Source organism: Streptococcus sp. 22.1 (assembly GCF_016648645.1).
Taxonomy (GTDB): domain Bacteria; phylum Bacillota; class Bacilli; order Lactobacillales; family Streptococcaceae; genus Streptococcus.
Genome location: NZ_JACLQK010000002.1, coordinates 146,494 through 172,677 on the forward strand (window position 1 = coordinate 146,494; position 26,184 = coordinate 172,677).

The 26,184-nt window shown below is 40.7% G+C and carries 24 protein-coding genes and 1 other annotated feature; of the genes, 5 read left to right on the plus strand and 19 right to left on the minus strand.

Annotated features, from left to right (window positions below):
* Positions 1–65: 65 nt before the first annotated feature.
* The 6 genes from H7U04_RS01520 to gdhA form a co-directional block, all read right to left on the minus strand.
* Positions 66–1,844, minus strand: coding sequence for an ABC transporter ATP-binding protein (locus tag H7U04_RS01520; protein ID WP_110981069.1), 1,779 nt, complete (start codon positions 1,842–1,844; stop codon positions 66–68).
* Entirely contained in the window at positions 1,834–3,648 is a 1,815-nt protein-coding gene (locus tag H7U04_RS01525; RefSeq protein ID WP_183135721.1) for an ABC transporter ATP-binding protein, read from the minus strand. Before H7U04_RS01525 ends, H7U04_RS01520 begins: the two co-directional genes overlap by 11 nt.
* Positions 3,649–3,651: 3 nt before the next feature.
* A complete protein-coding gene (locus H7U04_RS01530; RefSeq protein ID WP_064523740.1) occupies positions 3,652–4,095 on the minus strand; it encodes a MarR family winged helix-turn-helix transcriptional regulator in 444 nt (147 codons plus the stop codon).
* A 188-nt stretch (positions 4,096–4,283) separates the two neighbouring features.
* Positions 4,284–4,694 (minus strand): peptide deformylase, encoded by a 411-nt coding sequence (locus tag H7U04_RS01535; RefSeq protein WP_002886693.1) that lies wholly within the window; start codon positions 4,692–4,694, stop codon positions 4,284–4,286.
* A gap of 157 nt (positions 4,695–4,851) precedes the next feature.
* Positions 4,852–6,393, minus strand: coding sequence for a YfhO family protein (locus H7U04_RS01540; protein WP_257056752.1), 1,542 nt, complete (start codon positions 6,391–6,393; stop codon positions 4,852–4,854).
* Between the two features lie 285 nt (positions 6,394–6,678).
* Entirely contained in the window at positions 6,679–8,031 is a 1,353-nt protein-coding gene (gene gdhA / locus H7U04_RS01545) for an NADP-specific glutamate dehydrogenase (RefSeq protein ID WP_037597452.1), read from the minus strand.
* Between the two features lie 357 nt (positions 8,032–8,388).
* Between gdhA and H7U04_RS01550 the strand changes: the two genes are divergently transcribed.
* From H7U04_RS01550 to H7U04_RS01560, 3 genes are all read left to right on the plus strand, one after another.
* Positions 8,389–9,495 carry an AAA family ATPase gene (locus H7U04_RS01550; protein WP_201059250.1) on the plus strand — a complete coding sequence of 369 codons (1,107 nt, stop codon included), beginning with the start codon at positions 8,389–8,391 and terminating at the stop codon, positions 9,493–9,495.
* A gap of 58 nt (positions 9,496–9,553) precedes the next feature.
* Positions 9,554–10,315, plus strand: a complete 762-nt coding sequence (locus tag H7U04_RS01555; protein ID WP_201042948.1) for an NUDIX domain-containing protein — start codon at positions 9,554–9,556, stop codon at positions 10,313–10,315.
* 68 nt (positions 10,316–10,383) lie between these two features.
* Entirely contained in the window at positions 10,384–10,887 is a 504-nt protein-coding gene (locus H7U04_RS01560; protein WP_002886681.1) for an HdeD family acid-resistance protein, read from the plus strand.
* Positions 10,888–10,972: 85 nt separating this feature from the next.
* On the opposite strand, the gene H7U04_RS01565 is transcribed toward H7U04_RS01560, so the two are convergent.
* The 13 genes from H7U04_RS01565 to H7U04_RS01625 form a co-directional block, all read right to left on the minus strand.
* Complete coding sequence (locus tag H7U04_RS01565) at positions 10,973–12,853, minus strand: ABC-F family ATP-binding cassette domain-containing protein (RefSeq protein WP_201042949.1); 1,881 nt, start codon at positions 12,851–12,853, stop codon at positions 10,973–10,975.
* 83 nt (positions 12,854–12,936) lie between these two features.
* Entirely contained in the window at positions 12,937–14,139 is a 1,203-nt protein-coding gene (locus H7U04_RS01570; RefSeq protein ID WP_201059251.1) for a CCA tRNA nucleotidyltransferase, read from the minus strand.
* The gene (gene dapB / locus H7U04_RS01575; RefSeq protein WP_049545670.1) at positions 14,136–14,903 is read right to left on the minus strand and encodes a 4-hydroxy-tetrahydrodipicolinate reductase; all 768 of its coding nucleotides are present in this window, start codon (positions 14,901–14,903) and stop codon (positions 14,136–14,138) included. The genes H7U04_RS01570 and dapB overlap by 4 nt, the downstream gene beginning before the upstream one ends.
* A 60-nt stretch (positions 14,904–14,963) precedes the next feature.
* Positions 14,964–15,806, minus strand: a complete 843-nt coding sequence (locus H7U04_RS01580; protein WP_021144637.1) for a DegV family protein — start codon at positions 15,804–15,806, stop codon at positions 14,964–14,966.
* Between the two features lies 1 nt (position 15,807).
* Positions 15,808–16,182 carry a DUF1149 family protein gene (locus H7U04_RS01585; RefSeq protein ID WP_002885550.1) on the minus strand — a complete coding sequence of 125 codons (375 nt, stop codon included), beginning with the start codon at positions 16,180–16,182 and terminating at the stop codon, positions 15,808–15,810.
* A 198-nt stretch (positions 16,183–16,380) separates the two neighbouring features.
* Entirely contained in the window at positions 16,381–17,076 is a 696-nt protein-coding gene (locus H7U04_RS01590; RefSeq protein ID WP_195414090.1) for a GNAT family N-acetyltransferase, read from the minus strand.
* Positions 17,077–17,133: 57 nt separating this feature from the next.
* Entirely contained in the window at positions 17,134–17,424 is a 291-nt protein-coding gene (gene rpmA / locus H7U04_RS01595) for a 50S ribosomal protein L27 (RefSeq protein WP_002885483.1), read from the minus strand.
* 35 nt (positions 17,425–17,459) lie between these two features.
* Positions 17,460–17,774 carry a 50S ribosomal protein L21 gene (gene rplU / locus H7U04_RS01600; protein WP_002885597.1) on the minus strand — a complete coding sequence of 105 codons (315 nt, stop codon included), beginning with the start codon at positions 17,772–17,774 and terminating at the stop codon, positions 17,460–17,462.
* Positions 17,775–17,814: 40 nt separating this feature from the next.
* Positions 17,815–17,889: a sequence feature (ribosomal protein L21 leader region), on the minus strand.
* A 112-nt stretch (positions 17,890–18,001) separates the two neighbouring features.
* Entirely contained in the window at positions 18,002–18,538 is a 537-nt protein-coding gene (locus H7U04_RS01605) for a GNAT family N-acetyltransferase (RefSeq protein WP_060973347.1), read from the minus strand.
* A 4-nt stretch (positions 18,539–18,542) separates the two neighbouring features.
* Positions 18,543–19,862 (minus strand): accessory Sec system glycosylation chaperone GtfB, encoded by a 1,320-nt coding sequence (gtfB, locus tag H7U04_RS01610; protein ID WP_002890082.1) that lies wholly within the window; start codon positions 19,860–19,862, stop codon positions 18,543–18,545.
* Positions 19,855–21,366, minus strand: a complete 1,512-nt coding sequence (gtfA, locus tag H7U04_RS01615; protein WP_201059253.1) for an accessory Sec system glycosyltransferase GtfA — start codon at positions 21,364–21,366, stop codon at positions 19,855–19,857. The genes gtfB and gtfA overlap by 8 nt, the downstream gene beginning before the upstream one ends.
* A 104-nt stretch (positions 21,367–21,470) precedes the next feature.
* Positions 21,471–22,694 carry a tRNA uracil 4-sulfurtransferase ThiI gene (gene thiI / locus H7U04_RS01620; protein ID WP_073685651.1) on the minus strand — a complete coding sequence of 408 codons (1,224 nt, stop codon included), beginning with the start codon at positions 22,692–22,694 and terminating at the stop codon, positions 21,471–21,473.
* A gap of 54 nt (positions 22,695–22,748) precedes the next feature.
* Positions 22,749–23,894 carry a cysteine desulfurase family protein gene (locus H7U04_RS01625; RefSeq protein ID WP_073689966.1) on the minus strand — a complete coding sequence of 382 codons (1,146 nt, stop codon included), beginning with the start codon at positions 23,892–23,894 and terminating at the stop codon, positions 22,749–22,751.
* 108 nt (positions 23,895–24,002) lie between these two features.
* Between H7U04_RS01625 and H7U04_RS01630 the strand changes: the two genes are divergently transcribed.
* Complete coding sequence (locus H7U04_RS01630; RefSeq protein WP_002890074.1) at positions 24,003–24,464, plus strand: DUF6556 family protein; 462 nt, start codon at positions 24,003–24,005, stop codon at positions 24,462–24,464.
* 44 nt (positions 24,465–24,508) lie between these two features.
* On the plus strand, positions 24,509–25,765 hold the full coding sequence (locus tag H7U04_RS01635) for a bifunctional folylpolyglutamate synthase/dihydrofolate synthase (protein WP_201059255.1): 1,257 nt from the start codon (positions 24,509–24,511) through the stop codon (positions 25,763–25,765).
* Positions 25,766–26,184: the final 419 nt, after the last annotated feature.

The window sequence follows — 26,184 nt, forward strand, 5'->3', positions numbered from 1 at the left end:
ACGCATGACTGACAGTCATACGTTCTATGGATTTTTGTAAAATCTTATAATTTTATAAGAAAAGTTTAGGCAACTTCTTCTGTAAATTGACTATTATAAAGATCAGCATAGAAACCATCTGCTGCCATGAGCTCATCATGATTGCCCTGTTCAATAATGTTACCATCTTTCATCACAAGGATAAGGTCAGCATTTCGAATGGTTGATAAGCGGTGGGCAATAACAAAGGAAGTTCGCCCTTCCATAAGCTTGTCCATGGCTTTTTGAATCAATTCTTCTGTTCGGGTATCAACCGATGATGTCGCTTCATCCAAGATAAGAAGAGGGGCATCCTTAAGAAGCGCACGTGCAATGGTCAAGAGCTGCTTCTGTCCAACTGATAAGGTCACAGAATCATCCAAATAAGTATCATAACCCTTTGGAAGTGTGGTAATGAAGTGGTGAACACCGACGGCCTTGGCTGCAGCAATAACTTGCTCGTCAGAAATATTCTCTTGGTTGTAAATCAAATTATCACGAATAGTACCTTCAAAGAGCCAAGTGTCCTGAAGCACCATAGAAAATTGGTCATGAACGGTTTCACGCTTCATGTCGTTAGTATCCACACCGTCAATGGTGATACGACCTTGGTCGATGTTATAGAACTTCATAAGCAGGTTAACAATAGTCGTCTTACCAGCACCCGTTGGACCAACGATCGCAATCTTTTGACCTGGTTTAGCAAGAGCTGAAAAGTCATGAATAATAGTCTTTTCAGGAGTATAACCAAAGGAAACATGGTCAAAGACTACTTGACCTTTAGTATCTGTCAACTCAGCTGTCTTAGCTGACTCGTCGTCCATATCTTTTTCTTCCAAAAATTCAAAGATACGACCAATGGCTGCAGTAGCTGATTGGAGTTGTGTAATTCCTTGGGCAATTTGAGAAAGAGGTTGTGAGAAGATACGAACATAGGTCATGAAGGCTACCACATCACCAATAGTCAAGCTACCATCAATAACTTTGATAGCACCTACAAGACAGACCATGACATAACCAAAGTTCCCAATGAAAATCATAAGTGGCATCATAATACCTGAGATAAACTGTGATTGCCACATCGATTTATAGAGTTTATCATTAAGCCCCTTAAAAGCTTGACTACTTTCTTCAGATGCATTGTAACTCGTTACAACTGCTTGACCTGTGTAGATTTCTTCAATATATCCATTAATGTTAGCCAAATTTTCTTGTTGACGTTTGAAAAGGGGTTGTGAGAAACCCATGATGAAGGCTACTAGAACAAATCCTATCAAGACAGAACCAATCGCAGTGAAAGCCATAGTGACATTTGAGTAAAACATCATAATAATGGCTGCGACCAAGAGAACACTTGAAGTAATTAGGGTACCCAGACCTTGACTAAGAGATTGTCCCAAAAGGTCAACGTCATTAGTCACACGAGAGAGGGTGTCCCCTTGAGAATGACTGTCAAAATAATTAAGGGGAACACTATTGATTTTCTTTTGGATAGCTGTACGAAAACGTTGTGAAAAGCGTTGTGTAACCGTCGCAACCGTAAAGCTTTGTAAGTAACCCACAATCGCTGAAATAGCATAGAGAATAGCCAAGGTCATAGCAATACTTGTCACCTTATCCAAATCAATACCTGGAATCGTCCCCATTTTGGTAGGTGTAATACCTTCAGTAATAGTATTGGTAATTTCTTTAAGCTTATCTGGTCCAATAACTGTAATGACTGCTGAAATAATTGCTCCAACAATCGCAAGGACAAAGGGAATTGGGAAACCTTTAATATAGGGTTTTAAGCGTTTATAGGACGATGTTTTTGGCTTATTTTCCATTTTCTAACTCCTCCTTAGACAATTGTGAATAAGCAATTTCTTGGTAAACCTCATTGTTAGCCAAGAGTTCCTTGTGGGTTCCTTGCCCGACTACTTTACCTTGATCAAGTACCAAGATTTGATCAGCATCCATAATAGTAGAGATACGTTGAGCAACAATCAACTTGGTCATATCTTGTGTTTTTTCAGACAATTCTTGACGCAGTTTACGATCGGTCTTATAGTCCAAAGCTGAGAAGGAATCGTCAAAAATCAAGATTTCAGGCTTACGGGCAAGTGCACGCGCAATAGCCAAACGTTGCTTCTGGCCACCTGAGAAGTTAGACCCCACTTGAGCCACTTCTGCCTTAAGTTGGCCTTCTTTATTTTCAACAAAGTCTTTTCCTTGAGCCAATTCGAGAGCTTCCCAAATCTTAGCGTCATCTAGGGGACTATTATTGCTCGTTCCCATTGTCATATTTGACGTGATATTACCTGAGAAAAGCACAGCCTTTTGTGGAATATAACCGACTATATTGTGCAAGGTTTCGTGGTCATAATGTCGTACATCCACACCGTCAACCTTGATAGTTCCTTGCGTGGCATCATAAAATCGTGGGATAAGGTTGACAAGCGTTGATTTACCAGATCCAGTCGAACCAATAAAGGCAACCGTGTCACCCTTTTTAGCTTTGAAGCTAACATGCTCCAAAACAGGCTCTGAAGTTTCAGAATAACGGAAGGAAACATCATCGAATTCGACAGTGCCCACGTCTTTAGGTTTTTCAGAACTATTTTCAGGGTAAGAGACTGAAGATTGGGTATCTAGAACTTCATTGATACGGCCAGCTGCTACAACGGCACGTGGAAGAAGGAAGAAAACGACAATCATCATCATGAATCCCATAACAACCTGCATGGCATAAGACGAATAGACAACCATATCTGAGAAGAGATGGACCTTGTCTTCCATGGCACCAGCAATTTTCGTTGGATCTGTTGGAATCTTAACATCTTCAATCAGATGCGCACCAATCCAATAAATAGCCAGTGTCAAACCGCTGGATACAGCAGTCATTACCGGTGTTAGCAAAGCAAAAGAACGACCGATAAATAGGTTGTTTTGGGTCAAATCAGTATTTGCCTTTTCAAATTTATCCTCTTGATAACTTTCGGCATTGTAGGCACGCACCACACGAATTCCTGTAAGAGATTCACGCGTTACGCTATTCAGTTTATCGGTCAGAGTTTGAATCAAGCGTTGCTTAGGCATAACCATAATTAAGAGGAAAAGCATGAGAATAGCAATCACTGCCACAGCGACAAGCAAGGCAAGGAGCCAATTTCCATTTTTATCGGCAATATTTGTAATCGCCCAAATGGCCATGATAGGCCCCTGTGTAATGACCTGTAGTCCCATGGTCAGTACCATCTGTAATTGGGTAATATCATTTGTCGTGCGGGTCAAAAGACTAGGAATGGAGAATTTCTTAATCTCGGCATCCGAAAAATCTAGAACTTGATGGAAGATATCATCACGAAGACGGGTTGTAAAACTTGCTGCTGTTCTGGCAGCTAGGAAACCAACCACTACTGAGGCCATAAACCCCGCAAAAGACATTAAAAGCATTCGCATCCCTGGGGCATCTGTATTCCAGGCAAAAATATCCGACGCCTTAGTCCCCTTGGTTGATAAGAGGGTCGTAATGTCAGACATATAGTCTGGAATTTTCAAGTTTAGATAGACGTTCAAACAAACAAATATCACAGCTAAGATAATCATGCTTAACTCTTTTGCTGTCAAACGTTTAAAAATTTTAAACATAAGTTACTCCTTATTTTTTTCTAAATTCTTATGAATTTGGTGAAAGACCCGAAAAGCTGTTTCAGCATCCTCTTTCGAAATGCCTTCTAATAACTGTTCATGGATAGCCTCTCGGAAATGTCCAACATCTTGGGCCTTCTTTTTACCCAAGTCTGTCAGATGAACATACTTGTAGCGTTTGTCCTTGTCCGATGTCACCAATTCAACAAAACCATTTTTCTCCATACGTTTGACCAGATTACTAGCCACAGACTTGGAAATAGATAGTCTTTTCTCGATATCTTTGATAAATATTTCTTTATCTTGGTTCTCAAACAAGTACCTGACAGCAAATCCTTGTGGGCCGGCTAAATGTTCAACACCGTGGACCTTCCCTAACTCTTGCACGCGAGATTCCATAGCATTGATGATTTCTCTGAAGTCACTAAAAGGATCTTTTCCATGCATCACAAGTTCCTCCTTAAATAATTCTCATGGAAACTATTTTAGTTCTTATGAGAACTATTGTCAAGAAGAAAAGTTCTTATGAGAACTAAAAAAGAGTGAAAAAGAATATTGCTTTCCACTCTCACTCCCGTAACTGTGATTATTAAGGCTTTGGACTCTAAAACCTAACAACGCTTGAGCTAGGCTATCTAAATAATAATACCCTCCAAATGGTCCAATTCATGTTGAATAATTTGGGCTGGCATGCCAGAAAAACTTAACTGTTTAGGCATCCATTGTTCATCTAAATAAGCTACCTCAATCGACTCATAACGTCTGGTTGGACGACTTCCTTCTAAAGATAAACAAGACTCCTCTGTTTGAAAAGGTGAGGATTTGCTGACTAAAACAGGATTAAACATGACTAGATTAACAAAACCGATATTTACGATAATGACACGCTTTTTAACTCCAATCATATTGGCAGCCATACCCACACAGGCATCCTTATGAAACTCCAATGTATCACGCAAATCTTTAGCCAAATAGAGGTCTTCTTTAGTCGCTTCTGTCGATTTTTGTCCAAGGAAAAAGACATCCTTTACGATAGTTTTTATCATCTATTTACTCCCTTTTCTTATCTAAACTATGAAATAATATATCCTTCTTTTATCGGAACCAAAGGTTTTCATTTCAAATAAATCACCTTGACCTATTATATCAAAAGGCCCGCCCTCTAGTAAAACTGACAAAAAAAAGAAACCCGCAGGCTCCTTTTTAGTCATCTTTCTTCACTCTATACAAATAACCAATAAAAACCAAAAGACTAATAGTTGAAACACTCATTGCCACTTTAGCAACTGTAGTATAGCTATAGGTCAAAACAACACCATGTTTACCTGGTGGTAAGACTAGATTAGTTGGATTCTTTTCCTTAGCTAAGTAAGTGGTTACTCGCTTCCCATCAATCCTTGCTTCTTGCCCTTTGTAGTAGAAAACTGGCAACGACAAGACCTTAGATTCTTTAGACTCGTTGGTCACCGTAAGTACTAGCTCGTTGGGGGAACGGCTGATGAATGGCTTGATTTCCTGATTATCCAAGAAAAGGTGTTTGTCAAAGATAAAGCCAAAAGGCACTTCTTTATTGGTATAATCCCCATTTATATTTTTATAAGTTCCCTTGGCCAGCATTTCTCTCGTGACTTTTGTATGACTTGGCAATATATTCTTTGCTTTAGTCATCTTATCTTGAACAGTAACAATCTGAAACATATTTAGACAAAGACCTAACAAGACAAGTATTGTCGATGCCTTTATAGAAATATTTTCTAAGATATTCGTCAAAGCTAAACTGAAGAAAAGCAGAGCAAAACTCCATAATCTCCAAGGAAATTGAAGGTTGGACACTGGACTTGACTGTAAGAACTGCCAAGGAAAACTTTTCAAGGTTAAAAAAGCTAAAATAAGAGAAATAAAAAGGTAAATTCTAGCTTCCCTAACCTTAACAAAACGCTTAGCAAAGATAAGGCTTAGCAATAAGCCCAGGAGATAGAGAAGATTTACTGATGGAGTCCTTAAATCACTTTTTAGAATCGACTCCCAGTTGTCTGCCAGACTTAAAGCTGTCTTTGATAGGAGCGGTTTAAAAGTCGTTCGTAGAGTGACATACTTGAATTGCTCTATCATAGGAACAAAGAAAGCTAGAGACATACTAAGAGTGACAAGGGTGGCCTTAAGAAATCCTAGGACACGTTCTTTTTTATTATCCCAAATCCAAAAACTAGTTACCACCGCAAAGAAAATTCCAACAGAAGCCAAGAGGACCGATAAGACATGGGAATAAACTAAACCAAGCATCCCAAGAGTCAAGATCCACCATTTCTTGTAATCTCCAAAAGTTATCAAACGAACGCCAACGAAAACTAGAGGTAGAAAAATCATCGCTAGCGTTTCGCCAACGGCCGCCCGGTAATAAGAATTGTGCAAGAAATACCCCGAAAAGAGATAAAAGGTAGAAAATATCATCACCTGTTTATCAGAATATTTCAATAAACGTAATCCGTAAAAACTAAGCAAACAAGTTACAAAGCGAACAAGAAACTGAAAACTCATCCAGGCTACAAAGACCGACTGAGTCAGCTTATAGATTATGAAAATAGGATAATAAGTTAACCAGGGATAAAAGGTATTGATTAATTGTCCGGTCCCTCCGTTAGTCGTAAAATTGATAGGACTCTTCCAGACAGTATCCAAAGATAACAGTCGGTTAATGTGAAAGACAATATCATCACCATAAAGCTTGTCCCTAAAAAAGAACATAGGCAGTATTGACACCATACTGATTAAGAAACTTATTAGAATGATTGTCTGATTAGTATACTTCTTCTTTTTTAGCCCACAGGGACCCTTTCCAACACTCAAAATTATTCCTCTTGTATTCTAATTCATAAAAATCTGCTCTAGAAAGAGATTTCTTACAAGGTATTATACCAAAAAAAGCACGGAACACCTCTTCCTCCTAAGTCTGTCTAAACAAAAAAAGAAACCCGCAGGCTTCTTTTTTTATTTTATCGAGAGGCTTATTAATCAGGGCAAGGCTGTTAATTAAACAATACCTTGAGCTGACATAGCGTCTGCAACTTTAAGGAATCCAGCGATGTTGGCACCCACAACAAGGTTACCTTCATGACCAAATTCTTTAGCAGCTGCTGCAGCATTTTCGTAGATACCTTTCATGATATCGTAAAGTTTAGCATCAACTTCTTCGAATGTCCATTGTGTACGTCCGCTGTTTTGTGCCATTTCAAGAGCTGATACAGCAACACCACCAGCGTTAGCAGCTTTGGCAGGACCAAATGATACACCAGCTTTAAGGAAGACATCAATAGCTCCCAAAGTTGAAGGCATGTTAGCACCTTCTGAAACAGCCAATACACCATTTGCTACAAGTGTTTCTGCATCTGTTTCATCCAATTCATTTTGAGTTGCACATGGGAATGCCAAGTCAGCTTTGATAGACCAAACTGTCTTTTCACCACCAGCAGGTGTGAAGGTTGCATTTGGACGAGCTTCTGCATATTTAACGATACGTTCACGTTTAACTTCTTTGATTTCTTTCAACAAGTCAACGTCAATTCCGTCTGGATCATAAACAAAACCAGATGAGTCAGAACATGTTACAGCTTTAGCACCTAGGCTTTGCAATTTTTCAATAGCGTAGATGGCAACGTTACCAGCACCTGAAACAACTGCTGTTTTACCGTTAAAGTTTTCACCACGTGCATTAAGCATTTGTTCTGCAAAGTAAACAGCACCGTAACCAGTTGCTTCTGTACGAGCAAGTGATCCACCCCAGTTCAAACCTTTACCAGTAAGAACACCTGTGTACTCATTACGAAGACGTTTGTATTGGCCATAGAGGTAACCAATTTCACGTCCACCAACACCGATATCACCTGCAGGTACGTCTGTATCTGCACCAATGTGTTTGCTCAATTCAGTCATGAAGCTTTGGCAGAAACGCATGATTTCGTTATCTGATTTACCTTTAGGATCGAAGTTTGATCCACCTTTACCACCACCGATTGGTTGACCAGTCAATGAGTTTTTAAAGATTTGTTCGAAACCAAGGAATTTAATGATTGATTGGTTTACTGATGGGTGGAAACGAAGACCACCTTTGTAAGGACCAATAGCTGATGAGAATTGTACACGGAAACCACGGTTTACTTGTACTTGTCCTTTATCGTCAACCCATGGCACACGGAATGAAACGATACGTTCTGGTTCAACCAAACGTTCCAAAAGGTTTTCTTCAATATATTTAGGATATTTATCGAAGACAGGAACAAGTGAATCGAAAACTTCTTCAACTGCTTGAAGGAACTCAGCCTCATGGCCATTTTGAGCTTTCACTTTTTCAAAAACGCTAGCAACGTACTCTTTACCTGTTGTCATATCAATGTTTCCTTTCAAATAATTACCTTAGTAATTTAATTACATGAATAGTATAAATTTTCAGAATCTTCTTGTCAAGTATTTTCTGCTATTTTTTTGATTTTTATGTTAGGTTTTATGACATAGCAAGTGATCTATCTTTTTTAAGCTACTCCTAAAAAGTTATCAATTCAACAATGTAAGCGAATTCTATTTTTCTAGTTTTTCTCCAAAATTTTTTAAACTTTTTTTCAACTTTAAAGCTAAAATAGCCTAAAAACAATTTAGTAAATTTACTATTTTTACATTTACAAATATCCCCAACTATGTTATTATGAATTTAGTAATTTTACTAAATCTTGAAAAGGATCATTTTTTATGAAAAGAAAGCAATTATCAGGAAAGCACATCGGCATTGTTTTTGGAACTTTCGCTCCAATGCATGTTGGGCACGTTGACCTTATTACCAAGGCAAAACGCGCTAATGACAATGTGCTCGTCATCGTAAGTGGCAGCAACACACAAGAAGATCGGGGGACACGCGCAGGCCTATCACTCAACCGCCGTTTCCGTTATGTTCGAGAAGTTTTCTATGATGATGAATTAGTCGTTGTGGATAAACTGGATGAGGCTGGGATGCCAGCCTATCCCGAGGGATGGGTACCTTGGGTTAATCGTGTCAAAGAGCTTATCTCTAAAAATACGGATAATCCTGAAAAGATTACCTTCTATGTTGGAGAGCCAGAGTACGTGACCGAGCTCAATCGCTATTATCCTCAAGCTCAGGTAGAACTCATCGAACGCTCTATTATCAACATCTCTGCTACCGAGATTCGCGACAATCCAATGGAAAATTGGCGTTTTATCACCAAGCCTTTCCGTCGTCACTTTACTCATAAGGTTCTTGTCGTGGGCTCTGCTAGCGGTGGAAAAACTACTCTTGTTAAAGATTTGGCCCGAACTTACAACGCTCCCTGCTCTCTTGAATATGCTAGGGAGTATCAAGAAAAGTATAATGTACGAGATGACGAGTTAGATACTAACGATTATATTCACCTCCTGACAGATCAATATGCCCAGACCTCTGATATCATTGATAAAGGGCAGCACTCAGGACTTATCTTTGCCGATACCAACTCAACAGTCACAAAAGTTTATATCGACTACTATTTGAAAGAAAATATTTCTAAAGAAGAATTTGATATGTTGGATCGGCTCTATCAGGTAACTCAAGCTCGTGAAAGATGGGATTTGATTTTTATAATTCTGCCAAAATCAAACTATGTGGATGATGGCTTCCGTGACATGACTATGGCTGATAGCCAAACACGTGACTGGTTTACCAAGCATCTCTTAGACCTCCTATCACCATTCAAGGATAAAATCGTTATTTTAGGGGAAAATAGTAATAGTGACAGCTTCTTTGCAGACAACTACCACAATGCCAAAAAAGCAATCAAAGAACGTCTATACATAGAGATTTAAAAGACCAATCCAACGTAATCATCACTTAAAACTTACAATACAAACATGGAGGAAACATATGACTAGAACCTTCGAAAACTCTGGTAGCGAAAAGGAATTTTTGGACATCTATCAGCGAGAGGAAATGGATAAGTACGTTAAGCCCTCAGTGACCGTTGACTCGGTCATCTTCCGCTATTATGAAGGAAGAGTCCAAACCTTACTTATCAAGCGAAAAAACCATCCCTTCATGGGGAAATACGCCTTCAGTGGTGGCTTCGTTCAGGAGCAAGAAGATCTCAATCTAGCTGTCTGTCGCGAAGTACAGGAGGAAACATCCATTACACTCAACCCTGATCATATTGAGCAACTCATTACTGTGGGAACACCTTATCGGGATCCTCGAATGTGGACCATTACAGTGGCTTACCTCTGCTTCATGACCTTCAATGACATTCAAGCGGAAAAGGCTGCCGACGATGCTGCGTCTACGCATTGGTTAGACATTGCCATGGTAGACGGTCAACTGCAACTTGTTGATGGTGATAAGACGCTGTCACATGATGACCTTGCCTTTGACCATTGGGAAATTCTCTTAACAGCTATGGAACGTATCAAGGGGCGACTCGAATACTATCCAACTATCCTTTCCATTATGCCCGAGGAAAACACCTTGACCACCTACCGCCAACTTTTTGGTACCTTCAATGAAGACTACCTCAAGATGGATTCCACAAATTTCTTGCGTCGCTTTAAACACCTCTTCCAAAAAACAGGTCGTCAGGTAGCTACTAGAACCAGAAAGGCTGCCACCTACACATATCATATCAAGCCACTCTAAAGTAAGGTCTTTGTTTGACAATTTGATACTTACATAGTAGTATTAAGAAAATTAATAAGAGGTATCCTATGAAAAGTTTTACATTGATTAGTGGAATTCTCATTACACTCTTGGGTGTCTTTTTCTTCGCTAATCCTACAAATCTTCTTGCCATCGTTGGTTGGCTATTTGCCCTAGTGATGCTAGTATCTGGTGTTTCAAGTCTCATGGTTTATTTTAAACGAGATAACGAAAACCGCTCCTTCTTCCAACTGCTTCAGAGTATCATTTCCATCGTTTTTGGTATTATTCTGCTATCAACATCAGCATGGGTGCTCTCGGGCGTAGCTGTAACCATTATCGCTTGGTGGCTTCTTGTCTCAGCATTTACGCAAGGCTTTCAAGCTTATCGCCAACGTCAATTCGGCTTCTCAGGTCAACCTGCCCTATCAATCGCCTTGATTTGTCTAGTCTTTGGACTCCTGCTCTTTAGTGCTCCGTTTTTCTCAGCCTTTCTTATTGGGCGCTTGGTAGCTTCCTTAATTATCTTCGCGGGGGTCTCTGTCCTCTCCTTTTCGTTCCGCTTGTGGTAGGAAGAAAATAGTCACTACATAAACATAAAAAAGCCTTGCAATTCACATTTGCAGGGCTTTTGTCATACTTTGATTACTAAAGAGCTTATCCTTCTAGCTCACTCAAATACTCATAGCGTTCATACTTTTCAAGCAAGGTTTCGTTAGCAGCATCCAAGTCTCGTTGGAGGGTGGCTAACTGTCCATAATCGCTAGCATTTTCAAGCATGGCTGCTTCAATCTCTTCGATTTTGGCTTCAAGGTCAGCAATCTCATCCTCGATGGTCGCCCACTCTTGTTTTTCAAAGTAGCTCATGCGTTTTTTGTCTTCTTTGACTTTCTCAACTTTAGCGCTAGCTTGCTCTTTTTCCTTCTCTAAGAGGGTTGCTTGCTCTTGGAAGAAGGCTTTTTCATCAAGGTAGTCAGTGTAGTTACCAAAGAACTCTCGCACACCACCCTCTTCAAAGGCTAGAATCTTGTTCGCCACCTTGTCCAAGAAATAGCGGTCGTGACTTACGGTAACGACAGGGCCGCCAAAACCATTGAGGAAGTTTTCCAAAACTGTCAAAGTCGCAATGTCCAAATCATTTGTCGGCTCATCCAAGAGCAGAACGTTAGGCTTTTCAATCAGAATCTTAAGTAGATAAAGACGTTTCTTTTCCCCACCAGAGAGCTTGGAGATCTGTGTTCCATGGGTAGAACGAGGGAAAAGGAATTGCTCTAAGAGCTCTGTGATACTAGTTGTTCCAACCGTTGTCTTAACCTCGTCTGCCACTTCTTGCAAGTAGTTAATGACACGCTTGCTTTCATCCATGTCCTTAATTTGCTGCGAGAAATAACCAATACGTACCGTCTCACCAATATCCAGAACACCAGCTGTGGGCACAAGGTCGCCATTAATCAGATTGAGCAAGGTCGATTTCCCGACACCATTATCCCCAACAATACCGATACGATCACGGTTTTGCATGATAAGATTGAAATCACTGAGAATTTGTTTGCCATCTTCATAAGCAAAATCGACATGCTCAAAGTTAACCACCTTCTTACCAATACGGCTAGTCTCAAAATTAATTTCAAGATCGTCATTATTAACCGTTTGGTGAACCTCACCCTTAAGCTCCTTAAAGCGATTAATACGAGCTTGTTGCTTGGTCGCGCGTGCCTGTGGTTGCGTTCGCATCCATGCCAACTCCTGCTTATAGAGTTGCTTTTTCTTGTGAAGAGCCGCTGCATCTCGTTCATCTTGTTCAGCCTTTAGACGCACATAGTCTTGATAATTTCCCTGGTATTCAATCAGATTAGCCTGGTCTAGCTCAAAGATACGTGTGGCCACATTGTCCAAGAAATAACGGTCGTGGGTAATAAAGAGGACCGTTTTTTTAGAAGACTTGAGAAAATTAGTCAACCAAGCAATAGTATCAATATCCAAATGGTTAGTTGGCTCATCCAAGAGCAAGAGATCTGCATCATTCAAGAGAACCTGAGCCAACTGCACACGGCGACGAAGACCACCTGAGAGGTCCCCGACCTTTTGCGAGAGGTCTGACAATCCCAACTTAGACAAGACTGTCTTAACCTCGCTCTCAATGGACCAAGCATCTAGACTATCCATCTCAGCCATAACCTTCTCCAAGCGAGCCTGATTCTCCTCAGAATATTCTGCCATAAGGGTTTCATATTCTCGAATCAAAGCCATCTCACGAAGGTCTGATGACAAGACAGTTTCAAGCACCGTCTTGCTATCATCAAATTCTGGCTCTTGAGTCAAATAAGCAATCTTATAGCCATTAGCCTTGGTGAAAGGTGACACATCACCATCAAAACCAATACGCTCAGATACAACATCTAGCAAGGTTGTCTTACCTGTCCCATTGACACCAATAATCCCAATACGATCCAAATCATGGATAATGAATGAAATCTCTTTAAAAACCGTCTTATCTCCAACGGACTTGGTTAATTTTTCAACAATAAAATCTGACATCTTACTTCCTTCTTACAAATAACACCGCTACGGATCCTACGCATGCTCTGTAGCGGTGTGTCATTTTTATCACGTCTCTAGACTTATTTCATAGCTTGAACAAAGGCTACAATGGCTTCCTTGTCATTAGCTAGCTTCCCATCAACGATGGTATTTTCTATAGCCTTAAGTGCACGACCAAGGTCTGGACCAGGTTTGAATCCCAGCTCCTTCATCAGTGTGCCACCATTCACAACGATTTCGTGCTTATCATGGATGAGCAACTGGCCATCCAACTCGGCAATACGCTCATAATCGACGTCCAAGCCCTGAGCCCGTCTCAAGGTTTCAGCCTCCTCTAAGAGTTCCTTACCATACTGATAAACATCTTGCTTGGTCACAGCTCTCTCCAAACGGAAATTGAAAATGTCAACCAGGGACTGAACTGTCTTTTGGAAATTAACAGATGTCTTCCATTTTTTAAGAAAAGAGCGTGGATTATCGTGCTTGAGAGCCAGAAGAGTTGCCGCCCAGGCCTGCTCAGAACTTGTAAATCTAAAGTCATCAGCATAATCTGATACAAAAGACTGCCATTTCTCTGCTGTCTCTTGAAAATCTGGAAGATACTGATAAGCCTTAGTTGCTAGAAGTGCCTTGATTCCTTTTTTCCAATGTGGTGCCAAGAGCAACTTATCAAATTCGATGAAACTTCGCTCAATCGAAATCTTTTCCAAAAGAGGAGCATGGCTGGCCATAGCCTGAAAAGTCTTTTCTTCGATATCAAAGTCTAAACTCGCTGCAAAACGTAGGCCCCGCATGATGCGAAGAGCATCCTCGTTAAAGCGTTCCTCAGCCTTACCAACAGCCCTTAAGACACGGTTGTCCAAATCAGCAAGACCATTGAACTTATCAATAATCTCAGCATTTTCATTAAGAGCAAAAGCATTGACTGTAAAATCACGACGCTTAAGATCCTCTTCCAATGAACGCACAAAGGACACGCTAGACGGACGACGGTAATCCACATAGACGTCCTCTGTTCGGAAGGTCGTCACCTCATACTCACCGCCATTTTCCAAGACCAAAACGGTCCCATGCTCAATACCAATGTCTACCGTACGCTCAAAAATCTGTTTAGTCTCCTCAGGATAAGAAGACGAAGCAATATCAACATCGTGAATAGGACGGTTGAGAAGGGCATCGCGTACCGATCCACCAACAAAGTAAGCCTCAAACCCTGCAGCCTTAATTTTCTCTAATATTGGTAAAGCCTTCTGAAATTCAGAAGGCAAATAACTTAATCTCATAGTAAATGTTCCAAACCATAAACAAGCTGATTACGTTTAACAACTTCTTTAATCCCAAGATTAACACCACCCATAAAGGAAATGCGGTCGTAAGAGTCGTGACGCAAGGTCAATCCTTCTCCTTGGGCACCAAAGATAACCTCTTGGTGAGCCACAAGACCTGGCAAACGCACACTGTGAATGCGGAAACCATCAAACTCAGCACCACGTGCCCCAGCAAGTGTTTCCACCTCATCCTCAGCTCCCTGACGTTTAGTCTCGCGAACCTCACGAATAAGTTCAGCCGTTTTCACTGCTGTACCTGATGGCGCATCTTTTTTCTTGTCATGGTGAAGCTCAATGATTTCAAGATCTGGGAAATATTTGCTAGCTTCTGCCGCAAACTTCATAAGTAAGATAGCACCGATAGCAAAGTTAGGAGCAATCAAACCACCAATAGACTTGTCTTTAGAAAGGTCTGTTAATTCCTGAATTTGTGCTTCAGTAAATCCTGTTGTACCCACAACTGGTGCAAAACCATTCTCCAAAGCAAAACGAGTATTTTCATAGGCAACAGCAGGCATAGTGAAATCCACCCAGACATCTGCATCAAAGCCAACCAAATCCGCTTTATCTGTGAAGACAGGAATACCGTCCACTTCTTTTTCTGTCGCAAATGGGTCAAGTAAGGCAGCCAAAGTCAATTCATCATCACCCTTGACCATCTCAACCGCAGTTGAACCCATTCTTCCTTTAAATCCAGCAACAATAACTTTAATAGACATGTCATTTTTCCTCTCTATTGATCTTAATCATAGACAAGCCCCATCCCAGATGGATAGTACTTATTTGGTAAATTTAGGTGTTAGACCTAACACTAGTGCTCCTTCACCCAAGTGTGTCGCAATTACGGCACACAAGGATACCACTGTTGAAACGCTAATTCCCTGTGCTTCTAGCTGTCTTTTAAATTCCTCAGCTTTTTCAGGAGCATTAGTGTGAAGGATACTAAGCTCCATTTCACGATTTTCCTCAGCTAGGGCAACCAAACGTTTCACAGCTTTCTTCTCTGTACGCACCTTTTCAAAAACAACGATTTTTCCTTCGTCATTAAAATTCAAAATAGGTTTGATAGACAAAAGATTTCCTAAAATCGCCGAACCATTCGACAAACGACCACCCTTAACCAGATGATTAAGATCATCCACAAGAATATAGGCCGTCGTTTGGTCAACTTGCTCCTCAAGCTTCTTCAAAATGTTCTCAAAAGACATTCCTTGGGCTGACCAATGCAAAACGTTTCTCACCATGGCTCCCATAGGAGCTGCTGTGATTTTTGTATCAGGAAAAGCAATCTTCAACTTGGCATGGTCCTCAATCAAAAACTGACTATTGGCCCAAAAACCAGAGATTCCTGAAGAAAGGAAAAGCCCAATGACATGGGTATAACCTTCCGCCTCCAACTCCATAAGCAAGTTATCCAAGTCAGCTAGATTTGGTTGTGACGTCTTGAGCAGTTCCTCAGAGTTTGCCATTTGTTCATAAAACTGATTGACATCCAAGTTTTTTCCTTCAACAAAAGGCTGCCCCTCAATGATGACTGGAATATCTAAAACATAAACATCAGCATGGCCCTGAATCTCAGCAGGGAGATTAACCGATGAATCCGTAATAACTGCAAGAGACATCTTAGAACTCCAAGTTGATACCTGGGCGATCCAAGGCAATTTCAGTTACTTCATAAGTCAAACGTTGAAGCGTATCCAAGAGCGGTGCAGCCAAGGCTTCTGCTTCTTCTTGTGAGAAGTCTTTTGGTTCATTAACGATACGGTTTTGAATATGGTCCATTTGAGAAACAATCCCTGAGATAACAAACTCATCACGGACAATCATAAATTGCAAAACAGCTACAACAGACGTATTGTTAGCTTCTTCATCTTTATTGTGCAACTGGAAAGTTACTTCAACATTTGTTTTAGGCACACCATTCTCTTTTTCCCACTCATGGTTACGAACATCATAGTGGTAACGGTTAACAAATACTTTTTCGCGAATTAAATCCATTAGTCATATTCTCCTTGATACAATTACTCTTTATTATAGCATAAATATGCTTTATTATGGGAATATTATTGACAGAAAAATGAGTATTTAGACTGAGTTTGACAGCAATAATAATCACTAGAAAAGTAGGAGCTTTGATTTAGGTCTAAGAACACTAAAATAAGGCTCCTTCATCAGAAAAGAGCCTTACATTGACAGCTAACAGTCCCTCAAAGAACGTTTCTGCTGTCCCTGTTCATCAAAATTCTCAGGAGACAACCAATTCTCAAATCGTTTCTTAAGTACTGGCCACTCACTGTCAATAATCGAGAACCAGTCCGTATCACGGCTACGTCCCTTATAGATAGCATGGTTACGAAAACGCCCCTCATAGGTAAACCCTAAACGCATGGCTGCATTGGCAGAAGGGCGGTTGAGACTATCACATTTCCACTCATAACGACGATAGTTAAGATCTTCAAAGACATATTTCATAAGCAGGTATTGAGCTTCTGTAGCTGCTCGAGTCTTTTGTAAGGCAGGTGCTAAAATCACTCGCCCCATCTCAACACTGCGATTTTTCGGTGTAATAGCCATGAGTGAAAAGGTTCCTAGAACCTTACCTGAAGCCTTATCTCTGATGGCAAAGAAATAAGGATTCTGGGATTGCTCATAATCCTCTAAACACTGACGTACAGCTTCTTCAGATTCAAAAGGGTCCGCATACATATAGGTCCAATCCGAAAGAATCTGATTAGTAAAGTAAAAGTCTAAAATGTCCTCATAATGCTCTGCCACCGTCAAATGTTCAACGCTGCAATAACGGCCTTCTAATAGGGCAACATCTGGCATCTTCCCCGGACTAGCATCCGCGAGACTTGGCCCCACTTCTTGTTGGTAGTGATTTAAAGGCATAGGATTCTCCTTTTTTTATAAAGAAAAGCCTACACAAAAGTGCAGACTTTAGCTTAATTATTTAGCAACTGGGTATACAGATACTTGTTTTTTGTCGCGACCTTTACGTTCGAAACGTACAACACCTTCAACTTTAGCGAAGAGTGTATCGTCACCACCACGGCCTACGTTTACACCTGGGTAGATGTGTGTACCGCGTTGACGGTAAAGGATTGATCCACCTGATACAGTTTGTCCATCAGCTGCTTTAGCACCAAGACGTTTAGCTTGTGAATCACGACCATTGGAAGTAGAACCCCCACCTTTTTTGTGGGCGAAAAGTTGCAAGTTTTCAAGAGTTTTCAACATAAGATTGTGTCCTTTCTTAGTGATTAGTCGCTAACTTACGCGTTGATAGCGTTGATAACAACTTTTGTATAAGGTTGACGGTGACCTTGTTTACGGTGGCTACCTTTTTTAGGTTTGTATTTGAAAGTAACAACTTTCTTTTGTTTACCTTGTTTTTCGATAGTTCCGACAACAGTAGCTCCCTCAACAACTGGAGTACCTACTACAGTTTTATCACCACCGACAAGAACAACTTCGTTAAAAGTTACTTCTGATCCTGCTTCAGCGTTGATTTTTTCAACGTAGATTGCTTGACCTACTTCAACTTTAACTTGTTTTCCACCAGTTTTGATGATTGCGTATGTGCTCATGATGCACCTCCTATTAAAATTTTTAATGTGTCTGAGGTTTCCCTCTGTGAAGACTCGCCTAGTACTGCGGGGACGAACCCACTTGCAAACAGTAGTCGTGCGGTTGCACAGGACGTGCATTTAGTCAACGTTACAATTCTATCATTTTTTCCCTCTAATGACAAGAGAAAAAGTTATTTTGATTATTCTTATTCTGCTCATTGACCTTTAACCAAGTAATGATTCCCCTACTCAACCCTTATACCATATTTTCCTAAGAAGGTCTTAGCTAGATCCTGCTCCAAATCAGCTAAACAAAGGCTCCTATCCGTTGTCAAAATTTGATAGCGTTCAGTCCCTTCGAAATAGAAGTGATTCAATAACTGATAGCCATTTCGCTCATAAAATGCCAAACGTTTTAAGCGCTGATTACGATTAGAAGCATCCTTCTCATCCATGGGTTCAATCGTAAGCACACACGGTCGTACCCCTGCTTCTTTCTTAACTTGTGCCAAAATCTGACTGCCATATCCCAGAGATTGTTTACTTTCCTCAACTGCAAGAAAAAGTAGGTAGACCAGGTTGTCAGTATAAATGGTATAGGTCAAGCCAACGAAGACTCCCTGATCAAAATAGGCCAAGAAAGATTGTCCTCTTTTCAAGTTGTTCCAAGACAATTGCCAAAGTGGGAGACGCTCCTCCACAGGAAAAGCCGCTTCATAAAGTGAAGCGACCTTCTTGAATGTTGGTGTCAGAGGATAAATGTTACGAATCTCTAGTGTCATTTCCCTAACCAATAACCTTCTTATAATCTTCTGGTGTCGCCACATGAGCATGCTCACGTTGACGATCAAGCAAGTGACTAAGGAAGTCACGGTTGCCCAAGGCTTCTTTAAGGGTTTGTTTAAATTGCCCAGCATTCATAGCTGAGAAAATATTGCTTGGTGCAGTATAATCTGGACCATGGCTTGTGTTCGTGAAAGCCAGGATAAGCAGGTTATTTTCAAAGGCAGCACGTGTCGCTGACAGGATTTCATTTTGGTGATTAATATCTAAATAGAAATCAGCCTCTTGATAGAGACGTTTAACCTGTTCTGTTGTAATATTCGGATAAAGGCTAACATTACTATATTTAGCTAAATCCATCAAACGACTTGACATTTCAGTGATTGCACCAATATGGTAGTGCATGGTAGGCACTTCACTAACAATGTTTTCCAAGTGTTCAATCTGATCTGAGTTGGTCAAGATCAGTGCTTGATTTTGGAAATTATTCTGACGAGCAAATGGATACATGAATCCGAGAAAGGCCACGCGAGAAGCCTGCTCTGGACTAACCAACTTTAGAAGATTCGTATATGCCGTGTATTCTTGCACTACAATCTTAGTTTGACGGTGATTGCTATCAAGAAGGAGGCGCATATTCCCAGGGACTGAATCAGTGATAGGCTCTTGCCAGAAGAGGACATCTTGACCAGAATTCGGAAGATTCATAGCTGTCAAGAAAGGCGTTGACAAGGAGTTATAAAGGATACGTCGCAAATCATAGCCAGCTTCTTTAAGATAAAAGACTACAAACTCCGATTTGTTTTTGAAAATGTAGACCTTGTCTTTCCAATTCAAGATAACGTCTTTGGTCAAATGGTTAATGACGATAACTTCCTTGTTGTCTGGAGTGAAATAACTAGTAATGGTCGCTTCTTGCTTAACATTGTAAGTTGTTTGTGAGAAACGATACCCCTTATTATTGTAGCGATCAGTCACACGCAGGCGACCTGACTCATCATACCAATCCACAGCTTTAACTAGACGCTGATGAGCAGGGTGCGCATAGTGAATATGACCACGTTTCTTATCAAAACGGAAGATTTCCGCGTTGCTATTTGTTCCTAAAATTTCCCAGTAGTCAGGCACAGGAACCTGATTAAAGTAAAGTGCAGAACCTTGAACCTTGTCAAAACCAGTGAAATAAAGGTAAGGTGAGGTCACGTCACTAGGCAGAAAGCCATCATCTGAAAGACAAACTGTTGTATTTACATAGCCAGCGACAATCAGCGAGTAATGGAGATCCCAACTACCTTGACTATAGTTCTCAAATAAATTAATCATGATTAGTCATCTCCTTTACTAAGTTAAGCCACTTCTGCTCGATTTCCTCTGTCAAAAAGCCTTTGGCGATATCATAAGAGACTTGATGAACATGATTTAAATCTGAACGATTGAAGAAAGCTACAATTTTCTCTGCCAAGGCAGCCACAATAGCAAGCTCGTCATCTTTTTCAAATCGAGGGATTAAGTAACCATTTTCATTATCCTTGATAAAAGTTTGGTTCCCATAACGGACATCAAAACCAATCATACCAAGGCCCGATCCAACAGCTTCTAGAAGTGTCAAGCCAAAACCTTCACTCTTAGAACCTGATAGGTAAAGTTCGTAATCCTTGTAGACTTCTGTTAAATCTTGGTGACCCTTAAGATGGATGTAATCCTGAGCGTGATTTTCCTCAATAATTGCCTTAAGCTTAGCTTCTTCAGCACCTGTACCAAAGATATCAAAGTTCACTTGTGGCAGACTTTCTTTAGCCTTAACAACAGCCTTGGCCAACCAGTCTACGTGTTTTTCATTGGCCAAACGTGAAGCTGTGATGATTGAGAATGGTTTACGCTCTCCCTCAGGCTCTCTCAGTTTATCCAAACTTCCCACAGGAATCGTTACGATATTAGGTGTAAATGGTGTGTATTTGTTGAACTGATCTAGCATAATGCTGCGTTGACGTTCTGTCGCTGTGATGAAGAAATCAACCTTATCTGCATTGCTGAATTGGTACTCATAGAAGTTATTCCAAAGAATAGTCTTGTCTGTCACAGCATTTTCACTAAAGTGCTCTGCATGGACCACAACCCCAAGCTTAGCAGGTTTGGTATTACGGAAAACAGCCTGTCCCGTACCAGTGGCACGGTCCAAGATAACGATATCCTGGTCAGTTAGACCAAGTTGCGACATGAAGTAGGCGATAAATTCATGTTTAGATGACAAAATCTTATCTGGGAAACGGAAGACACTATCCTTACCATCAACAATTTCATCATAAGCAACACTACCATCCTCATTGAAGAAACGACGTTGATAGAGGTGGGCCTTGTTATCTACAGGGGTGTAGTACTCCGTGAACATCTTAGTGTAAGAGTAAAAGTCTTTACGAATTAAGCAACCACGCGATACTTTTTCCACACGGTGAACGATATCTTCACCCTCTTTACGCAAATAAGCGGCGTAGAAAATATCTTCCTTGGCACAAAAGAGCTTAACCACCTTGCCATTAATCTCACGACGCGTGATATCATAAGGGATTTCCTTTTCCAAATCCTTGACAGTATAGGTCGTTGGAGCAATTTTCAGGTCTGTAAAATAGCTGTATAGCCAGATGACGTCTTCATCTTCAAACCCCATGTTACGGGTCAAATCTGAAAGATTGTCCTGCAGGAACATATCCATAAAGACAAATTTGGCCTTAATACCTGTGTTTTTGAAAATTGTAGAACGATAGGCCTGGGCGTACTCAACACCACTTGATGCCCAACCGATTCCTAAATTGATGTTATAAACAGTCATGTATTTTCCTTTCTGGGTAAAAGCTCAACATCGACATTTCTTTTTGGACATACCTAACTCTAGTAGCACCTAAATACTACTATGTTAGTATATATCCTCCTAGACTAGAGCAAGTCTTCAATAAGTGTATCCACCTCGTCTTGCGCTTCTTCAATAGGTGTGATTTCAGTCACCATGATTCCCGCAACCGCACGTTCAACCAAGGCTTCAACATCCATACGACGTTCATATTGTTCAACGTTTTTGATTTTTGGATTAGTCTTTGGACGGTCAGGTGCAAAGATAGTACAGCAATCCTCAAAAGGTTGGATGGAAATGTCAAAGGTATCAATTCTTTGTGCCAAATCAATGATTTCCAACTTGTCCATAGTGACAACTGGACGAATCACTGGCGTACATGTAACAGCATTAATCGCCTGCATAGACTCCATAGTCTGACTAGCAACCTGACCAAGACTCTCACCATTGATAATCACAAGACCTCGACGTTCTTCTCGAATGCGGTCAGTAATACGCATCATAAAACGACGCGTCAAGGTCATCAAATAAGCCTCAGGCGCTTTTTCTTTGATTTCCTCTTGGATTTCAGTAAATGGTACTTCGATGAACTGGATATTACCACCAAACTTGGTCAACTTACGGGTCAAATCTTGAGCCTTTTTCAGTGCACCAGGACTGGTATAAGGAGGGCTTGCAAAGTGGACAGCTTCGATATCTACACCACGTTTAAGGGCAAGATAGCCTGCCACTGGTGAGTCAATCCCACCTGAAAGCATGAGCATTCCTTTACCCGCAGTCCCTACAGGCAAGCCACCAGCTCCTTTAATCTCCTCATGAGAAATATAAGCCGCCTCGGCACGAATTTCTACCTTAAGGTTGACATCTGGGCCCTTCATCTGAGCCTTAATGTCAGGCAATACATCAAAAACTGCATTTCCTAAAGTAAGATTGAGCTCACGACTATCGAGAACAAAATCATGGTCACTACGTTTAGCAGTCACTTTAAAGGTAAGACCATCACGATAGAGCCCAGTCATAATGTCTTGAACAGCCTTTTTCAAGACCTCGACATCTTTTTCAAACTTGTAAACAGGACTAAAGGCTTGAATACCAAAAATTTGCTTCAAAGACTCTGCTACTGGCTCATAGTCTGTACCGTTGAGGTAGATGTGACCACGGTCTCGGTCAAAAGTCACTTTAACATCTGGATAGATGGATAGAACATCCTTGATGTTATTTCTAAGTTTATTGATAAAGCGCATACGGTTTTTGCCCTTGGTAGACAATTCACCATAGCGAACCATAATTTCTGAATATGTTAGTGTCATTCCTTTTCCTTTTAAATTTGAATTTAGTTTTATTGTTTAATTGCTTAAATCTTACTATCTCACTTTTTGTGTCTTGGCGTAGACCTGCTTGAAAATTGTGAGAAACTGTTCTACCTGTCCCATATCATTGTCATCATCAAGACTGATACGTACAGCCGTTTGAGCTAATTTAGTCGGAACACCCATAGAAATGAGAGTCCCTGCTGGTTTTCCCGCCTTAGATGAACATGCAGATGTCGTTGAAATATAGATTTGATGCTCTTCAAAAGCATGGACAATAACTTCACCACGAACACCCTTGATTCCAAAGGTCAAAATATTGGGCGCAAAGTCTTCACCCTCACCTGAGAAAATAGTAATGTCCTCATACTTAGCCAATTCGTCAAAGATAATTTTTTTCATCTTGGCAATTTTCGGAAGAGAAAACGCCTCTTTGTCAGTAACTAAGCGCAAGGCCTTAGCCATACTCGCAATGCCAGCAACATTCTCAGTCGTTGAACGAAAGTCTTTTTCTTGACCACCACCTGTTAGGAGTGGCGTAATCTTTTTCCCTGCCTTTTTGTAGACAAAACCGACACCTCGAACAGCATGGAACTTGTGACCAGAAAAAGTTGCAAAGTCAACACGGTCTGTTAAATAAGCTGATACAGGAATCTTCCCAATAGCCTGAACAGCATCCACATGGAAAGATATCGTCGGCTCATCAGCCAATATATCCGAGATAGCTTGAATAGGTTGGATTGATCCGATTTCGTTATTAACGGCCATGACCGAAACCAAGATCGTGTCGGGGCGTAATAATCCAGCAAGAGCTTCAACATCCACAAATCCTTGCTCATTAACTGGTGCATAGGACACTTCGAAACCATGCTCTGAAAGCCATTTGGCAGACTCTTTCACCGCAGGATGTTCAATATCAGAAACAATAATGTGTTTGCCGTAAGGCTCTTTTTCAAAAGCAACTCCTTTAATGACCCAGTTGTCGCCTTCGGTTCCTCCAGACGTAAAGAAAATCTCATCGGCTGATTTTCCAATGAGGTCCGCAACTTGCTTACGAGAAGCCTCCAAAATACGTGTCGCAGATGTTCCTAATTGGTGCAGGCTGGATGGGTTCCCAAAAATTTTAGTAGCCACTTCTTGATAGGTTCTAAGTGCCTCTGGATAAGGCACCGTAGTGGCTGAATTATCAAAATAAATCATGATTTTTCCTCGATTTTTATTTACTATTTATTATAGCATAATTTTTTTAGCAATTTTTGCGAGAAAATCATATAATAGAAAGTACGAAATATTTTTAAGGAGAGCATCATGTCTGAAAATTACTCACGCCGTAATCATTCATCAAAAGAAGAAAAAAAATCTGCCCCAAAGGTAACTGAACACGTTACAAAAGGCTTCACTGCCTTCCAAAAAGTCCTTACTGCCGTCGGGACAATTTTGTCAATCATCGTGGCTTCAATCACCATCATGAATTTCACAGCCTCTAAAAATAAGGACACTTCTGATTCATCAGCCAATCAATCAACTGTAGTCATCAAAGAAGGCAATAATAAGACTCAAGAATCAAGCGCCGCTTCATCTAGTTATGGCAATGCGACTGATTCAGAAACACAAACAAGTAGCCAAGCAGGAACTAACACCTATTCGTCATCTGCAGACACAACAACGGGTGGCAATACGACTACCTCTTCATCAGCAGCTACTGCAGACACAACATCTGGCAATGCGACTACTGGTGGCGCAACAACTGGTGACGCCGCTTCTAACTAAGACATGTAAAAGGCTAGGAAACCCTGCCTTTTTTCTATAATCCTATGAACTATACAGAAACTCTAAATTTTATCCATTCTTTCAAGGGCAATGGCCGTCGCCCTCAACTCGAACGTATGCGTTGGCTTTTGAAACAAGCCGGAAATCCTCAGATTCACTTTCCAACGGTACATATTGTCGGTACCAACGGTAAGGGATCAACAACAAGCTACCTACAAAATATCCTAACAAAGTCAGGCTATCAGGTCGGGACCTTTACCTCACCTTATATTACTCGTTTCAACGAACGTATTAGTATAAACGGCACAGAAATCCCTGATAAGGATTTGATTAGCCTTGTCGAGAAAGCTCAGGTTCTTCTTGATGATTTAGAAGAGCACACTGCTTTTGACCGACCTACGGAATTCGAGTTGGTCACCTTACTCATGTTCCTCTACTTCGACCTTAAACAGGTTGATATGGCTATCATTGAAGCAGGTATTGGTGGACGCCTTGATTCGACCAATGTCCTTTCGCCAGAGCTTGTCATCTGTACTTCAATTGGCTTTGATCACACTGAAACCTTGGGCAATAGCCTTTTGGACATCTCCAATCATAAAGCAGGCGTCATGCGAGAAAACACACCTATCTTACTTGGTCGTGTCTCTGCAGAAGTTGAACATTTCTTCAACCAAAAATCACATGACCTACAAGCTCCTTTAGCCGTCATTGATAGGGAAATTCAGCTGCTTCCGAAAGACAACCAAACGATCCAAGTTTCTTATGACCATTGGGAAAGTCCAGATCTTAAGCTACCAATGCTAGGACGACATCAAGAAAACAATGCTGGGTTAGCTGTCACTGCTGCCCATCTCTTGACTCCAGCATTTCCTAAGATTACTAATAAGAGCATTCAAGATGGTATTTGTGACACACACTGGCCTGGTCGTAGTGAGTGGATAGGAAACAATATTTATCTAGACGGTGCCCATAACCCTCAAGGAATTGCTAGCTTAAAACAGGTACTAAAAGATAACTTTGCCAATCGTAAAATCCATATCCTCTTTGCAGGACTTAGACGAAAACCTTTAGCAAACTTACTAGGAGAACTGAAAGAGTATGACATAACGGTAACCAGCTTTGACTTTTTTGAAGCACTGCCCTTGGATGACTATCCCCAAGACTTCAAACGTGCGGCCGACTATAGAGACTGGCTAGCACAAGCTGAATCAGCAAATCCTGATGACCTATTTGTTGTTACAGGATCCCTTTACTTTATCTCAGAAGTAAGAAACTACTTATTAAACGAAAGAAAGGCCTAAAGGTCTTTTTTATTTAGACAATATACAGTTACACACAAAATATATAGGTTGTTATTTGAACACAAAGAAAAGTCTATCTATTTGGCTAGACAGACTTCACCTTTTTATCTCATCGTTACAAATTCTTCTGAGCCGGTTGGATGAATGGTTTCCATAGCCAAAAAGGCTATGGAAATTCGTAAGGGACTTCCTTGCGATCACTTTCAATTGAGGCCATTCAGACACAAAGAAAAGTCTATCCATTTAGGTAGACAGACTTCACCTTTTTATCTCATCGTTACAAATTCTTCTGAGCCGGTTGGATGAATGGTTTCCATAGCCAAAAAGGCTATGGAAATTCGTAAGGGACTTCCTTGCGATCACTTTCAATTGAGGCCATTCAGACACAAAGAAAAGTCTATCCATTTAGGTAGACAGAC

What these genes read in the sequence shown, in the direction of transcription:
- H7U04_RS01605 (WP_060973347.1), bottom strand. Translation starts at nt 18,538, where the DNA reads ATGACACTAGAGATTCGTAACATTTATCCTCTGACACCAACATTCAAG.
- dapB (WP_049545670.1), bottom strand. Translation starts at nt 14,903, where the DNA reads ATGTCTATTAAAGTTATTGTTGCTGGATTTAAAGGAAGAATGGGTTCA.
- H7U04_RS01520 (WP_110981069.1), bottom strand. Translation starts at nt 1,844, where the DNA reads ATGGAAAATAAGCCAAAAACATCGTCCTATAAACGCTTAAAACCCTAT.
- H7U04_RS01635 (WP_201059255.1), top strand. Translation starts at nt 24,509, where the DNA reads ATGAACTATACAGAAACTCTAAATTTTATCCATTCTTTCAAGGGCAAT.
- H7U04_RS01625 (WP_073689966.1), bottom strand. Translation starts at nt 23,894, where the DNA reads ATGATTTATTTTGATAATTCAGCCACTACGGTGCCTTATCCAGAGGCA.
- H7U04_RS01585 (WP_002885550.1), bottom strand. Translation starts at nt 16,182, where the DNA reads ATGGATTTAATTCGCGAAAAAGTATTTGTTAACCGTTACCACTATGAT.
- thiI (WP_073685651.1), bottom strand. Translation starts at nt 22,694, where the DNA reads ATGACACTAACATATTCAGAAATTATGGTTCGCTATGGTGAATTGTCT.
- H7U04_RS01570 (WP_201059251.1), bottom strand. Translation starts at nt 14,139, where the DNA reads ATGAGATTAAGTTATTTGCCTTCTGAATTTCAGAAGGCTTTACCAATA.
- gtfB (WP_002890082.1), bottom strand. Translation starts at nt 19,862, where the DNA reads ATGATTAATTTATTTGAGAACTATAGTCAAGGTAGTTGGGATCTCCAT.
- rplU (WP_002885597.1), bottom strand. Translation starts at nt 17,774, where the DNA reads ATGAGCACATACGCAATCATCAAAACTGGTGGAAAACAAGTTAAAGTT.
- H7U04_RS01530 (WP_064523740.1), bottom strand. Translation starts at nt 4,095, where the DNA reads ATGCATGGAAAAGATCCTTTTAGTGACTTCAGAGAAATCATCAATGCT.
- gtfA (WP_201059253.1), bottom strand. Translation starts at nt 21,366, where the DNA reads ATGACTGTTTATAACATCAATTTAGGAATCGGTTGGGCATCAAGTGGT.
- H7U04_RS01535 (WP_002886693.1), bottom strand. Translation starts at nt 4,694, where the DNA reads ATGATAAAAACTATCGTAAAGGATGTCTTTTTCCTTGGACAAAAATCG.
- H7U04_RS01525 (WP_183135721.1), bottom strand. Translation starts at nt 3,648, where the DNA reads ATGTTTAAAATTTTTAAACGTTTGACAGCAAAAGAGTTAAGCATGATT.
- rpmA (WP_002885483.1), bottom strand. Translation starts at nt 17,424, where the DNA reads ATGTTGAAAACTCTTGAAAACTTGCAACTTTTCGCCCACAAAAAAGGT.
- gdhA (WP_037597452.1), bottom strand. Translation starts at nt 8,031, where the DNA reads ATGACAACAGGTAAAGAGTACGTTGCTAGCGTTTTTGAAAAAGTGAAA.
- H7U04_RS01565 (WP_201042949.1), bottom strand. Translation starts at nt 12,853, where the DNA reads ATGTCAGATTTTATTGTTGAAAAATTAACCAAGTCCGTTGGAGATAAG.
- H7U04_RS01590 (WP_195414090.1), bottom strand. Translation starts at nt 17,076, where the DNA reads ATGCCTTTAAATCACTACCAACAAGAAGTGGGGCCAAGTCTCGCGGAT.
- H7U04_RS01540 (WP_257056752.1), bottom strand. Translation starts at nt 6,393, where the DNA reads ATGTTCTTTTTTAGGGACAAGCTTTATGGTGATGATATTGTCTTTCAC.
- H7U04_RS01555 (WP_201042948.1), top strand. Translation starts at nt 9,554, where the DNA reads ATGACTAGAACCTTCGAAAACTCTGGTAGCGAAAAGGAATTTTTGGAC.
- H7U04_RS01560 (WP_002886681.1), top strand. Translation starts at nt 10,384, where the DNA reads ATGAAAAGTTTTACATTGATTAGTGGAATTCTCATTACACTCTTGGGT.
- H7U04_RS01580 (WP_021144637.1), bottom strand. Translation starts at nt 15,806, where the DNA reads ATGTCTCTTGCAGTTATTACGGATTCATCGGTTAATCTCCCTGCTGAG.
- H7U04_RS01630 (WP_002890074.1), top strand. Translation starts at nt 24,003, where the DNA reads ATGTCTGAAAATTACTCACGCCGTAATCATTCATCAAAAGAAGAAAAA.
- H7U04_RS01550 (WP_201059250.1), top strand. Translation starts at nt 8,389, where the DNA reads ATGAAAAGAAAGCAATTATCAGGAAAGCACATCGGCATTGTTTTTGGA.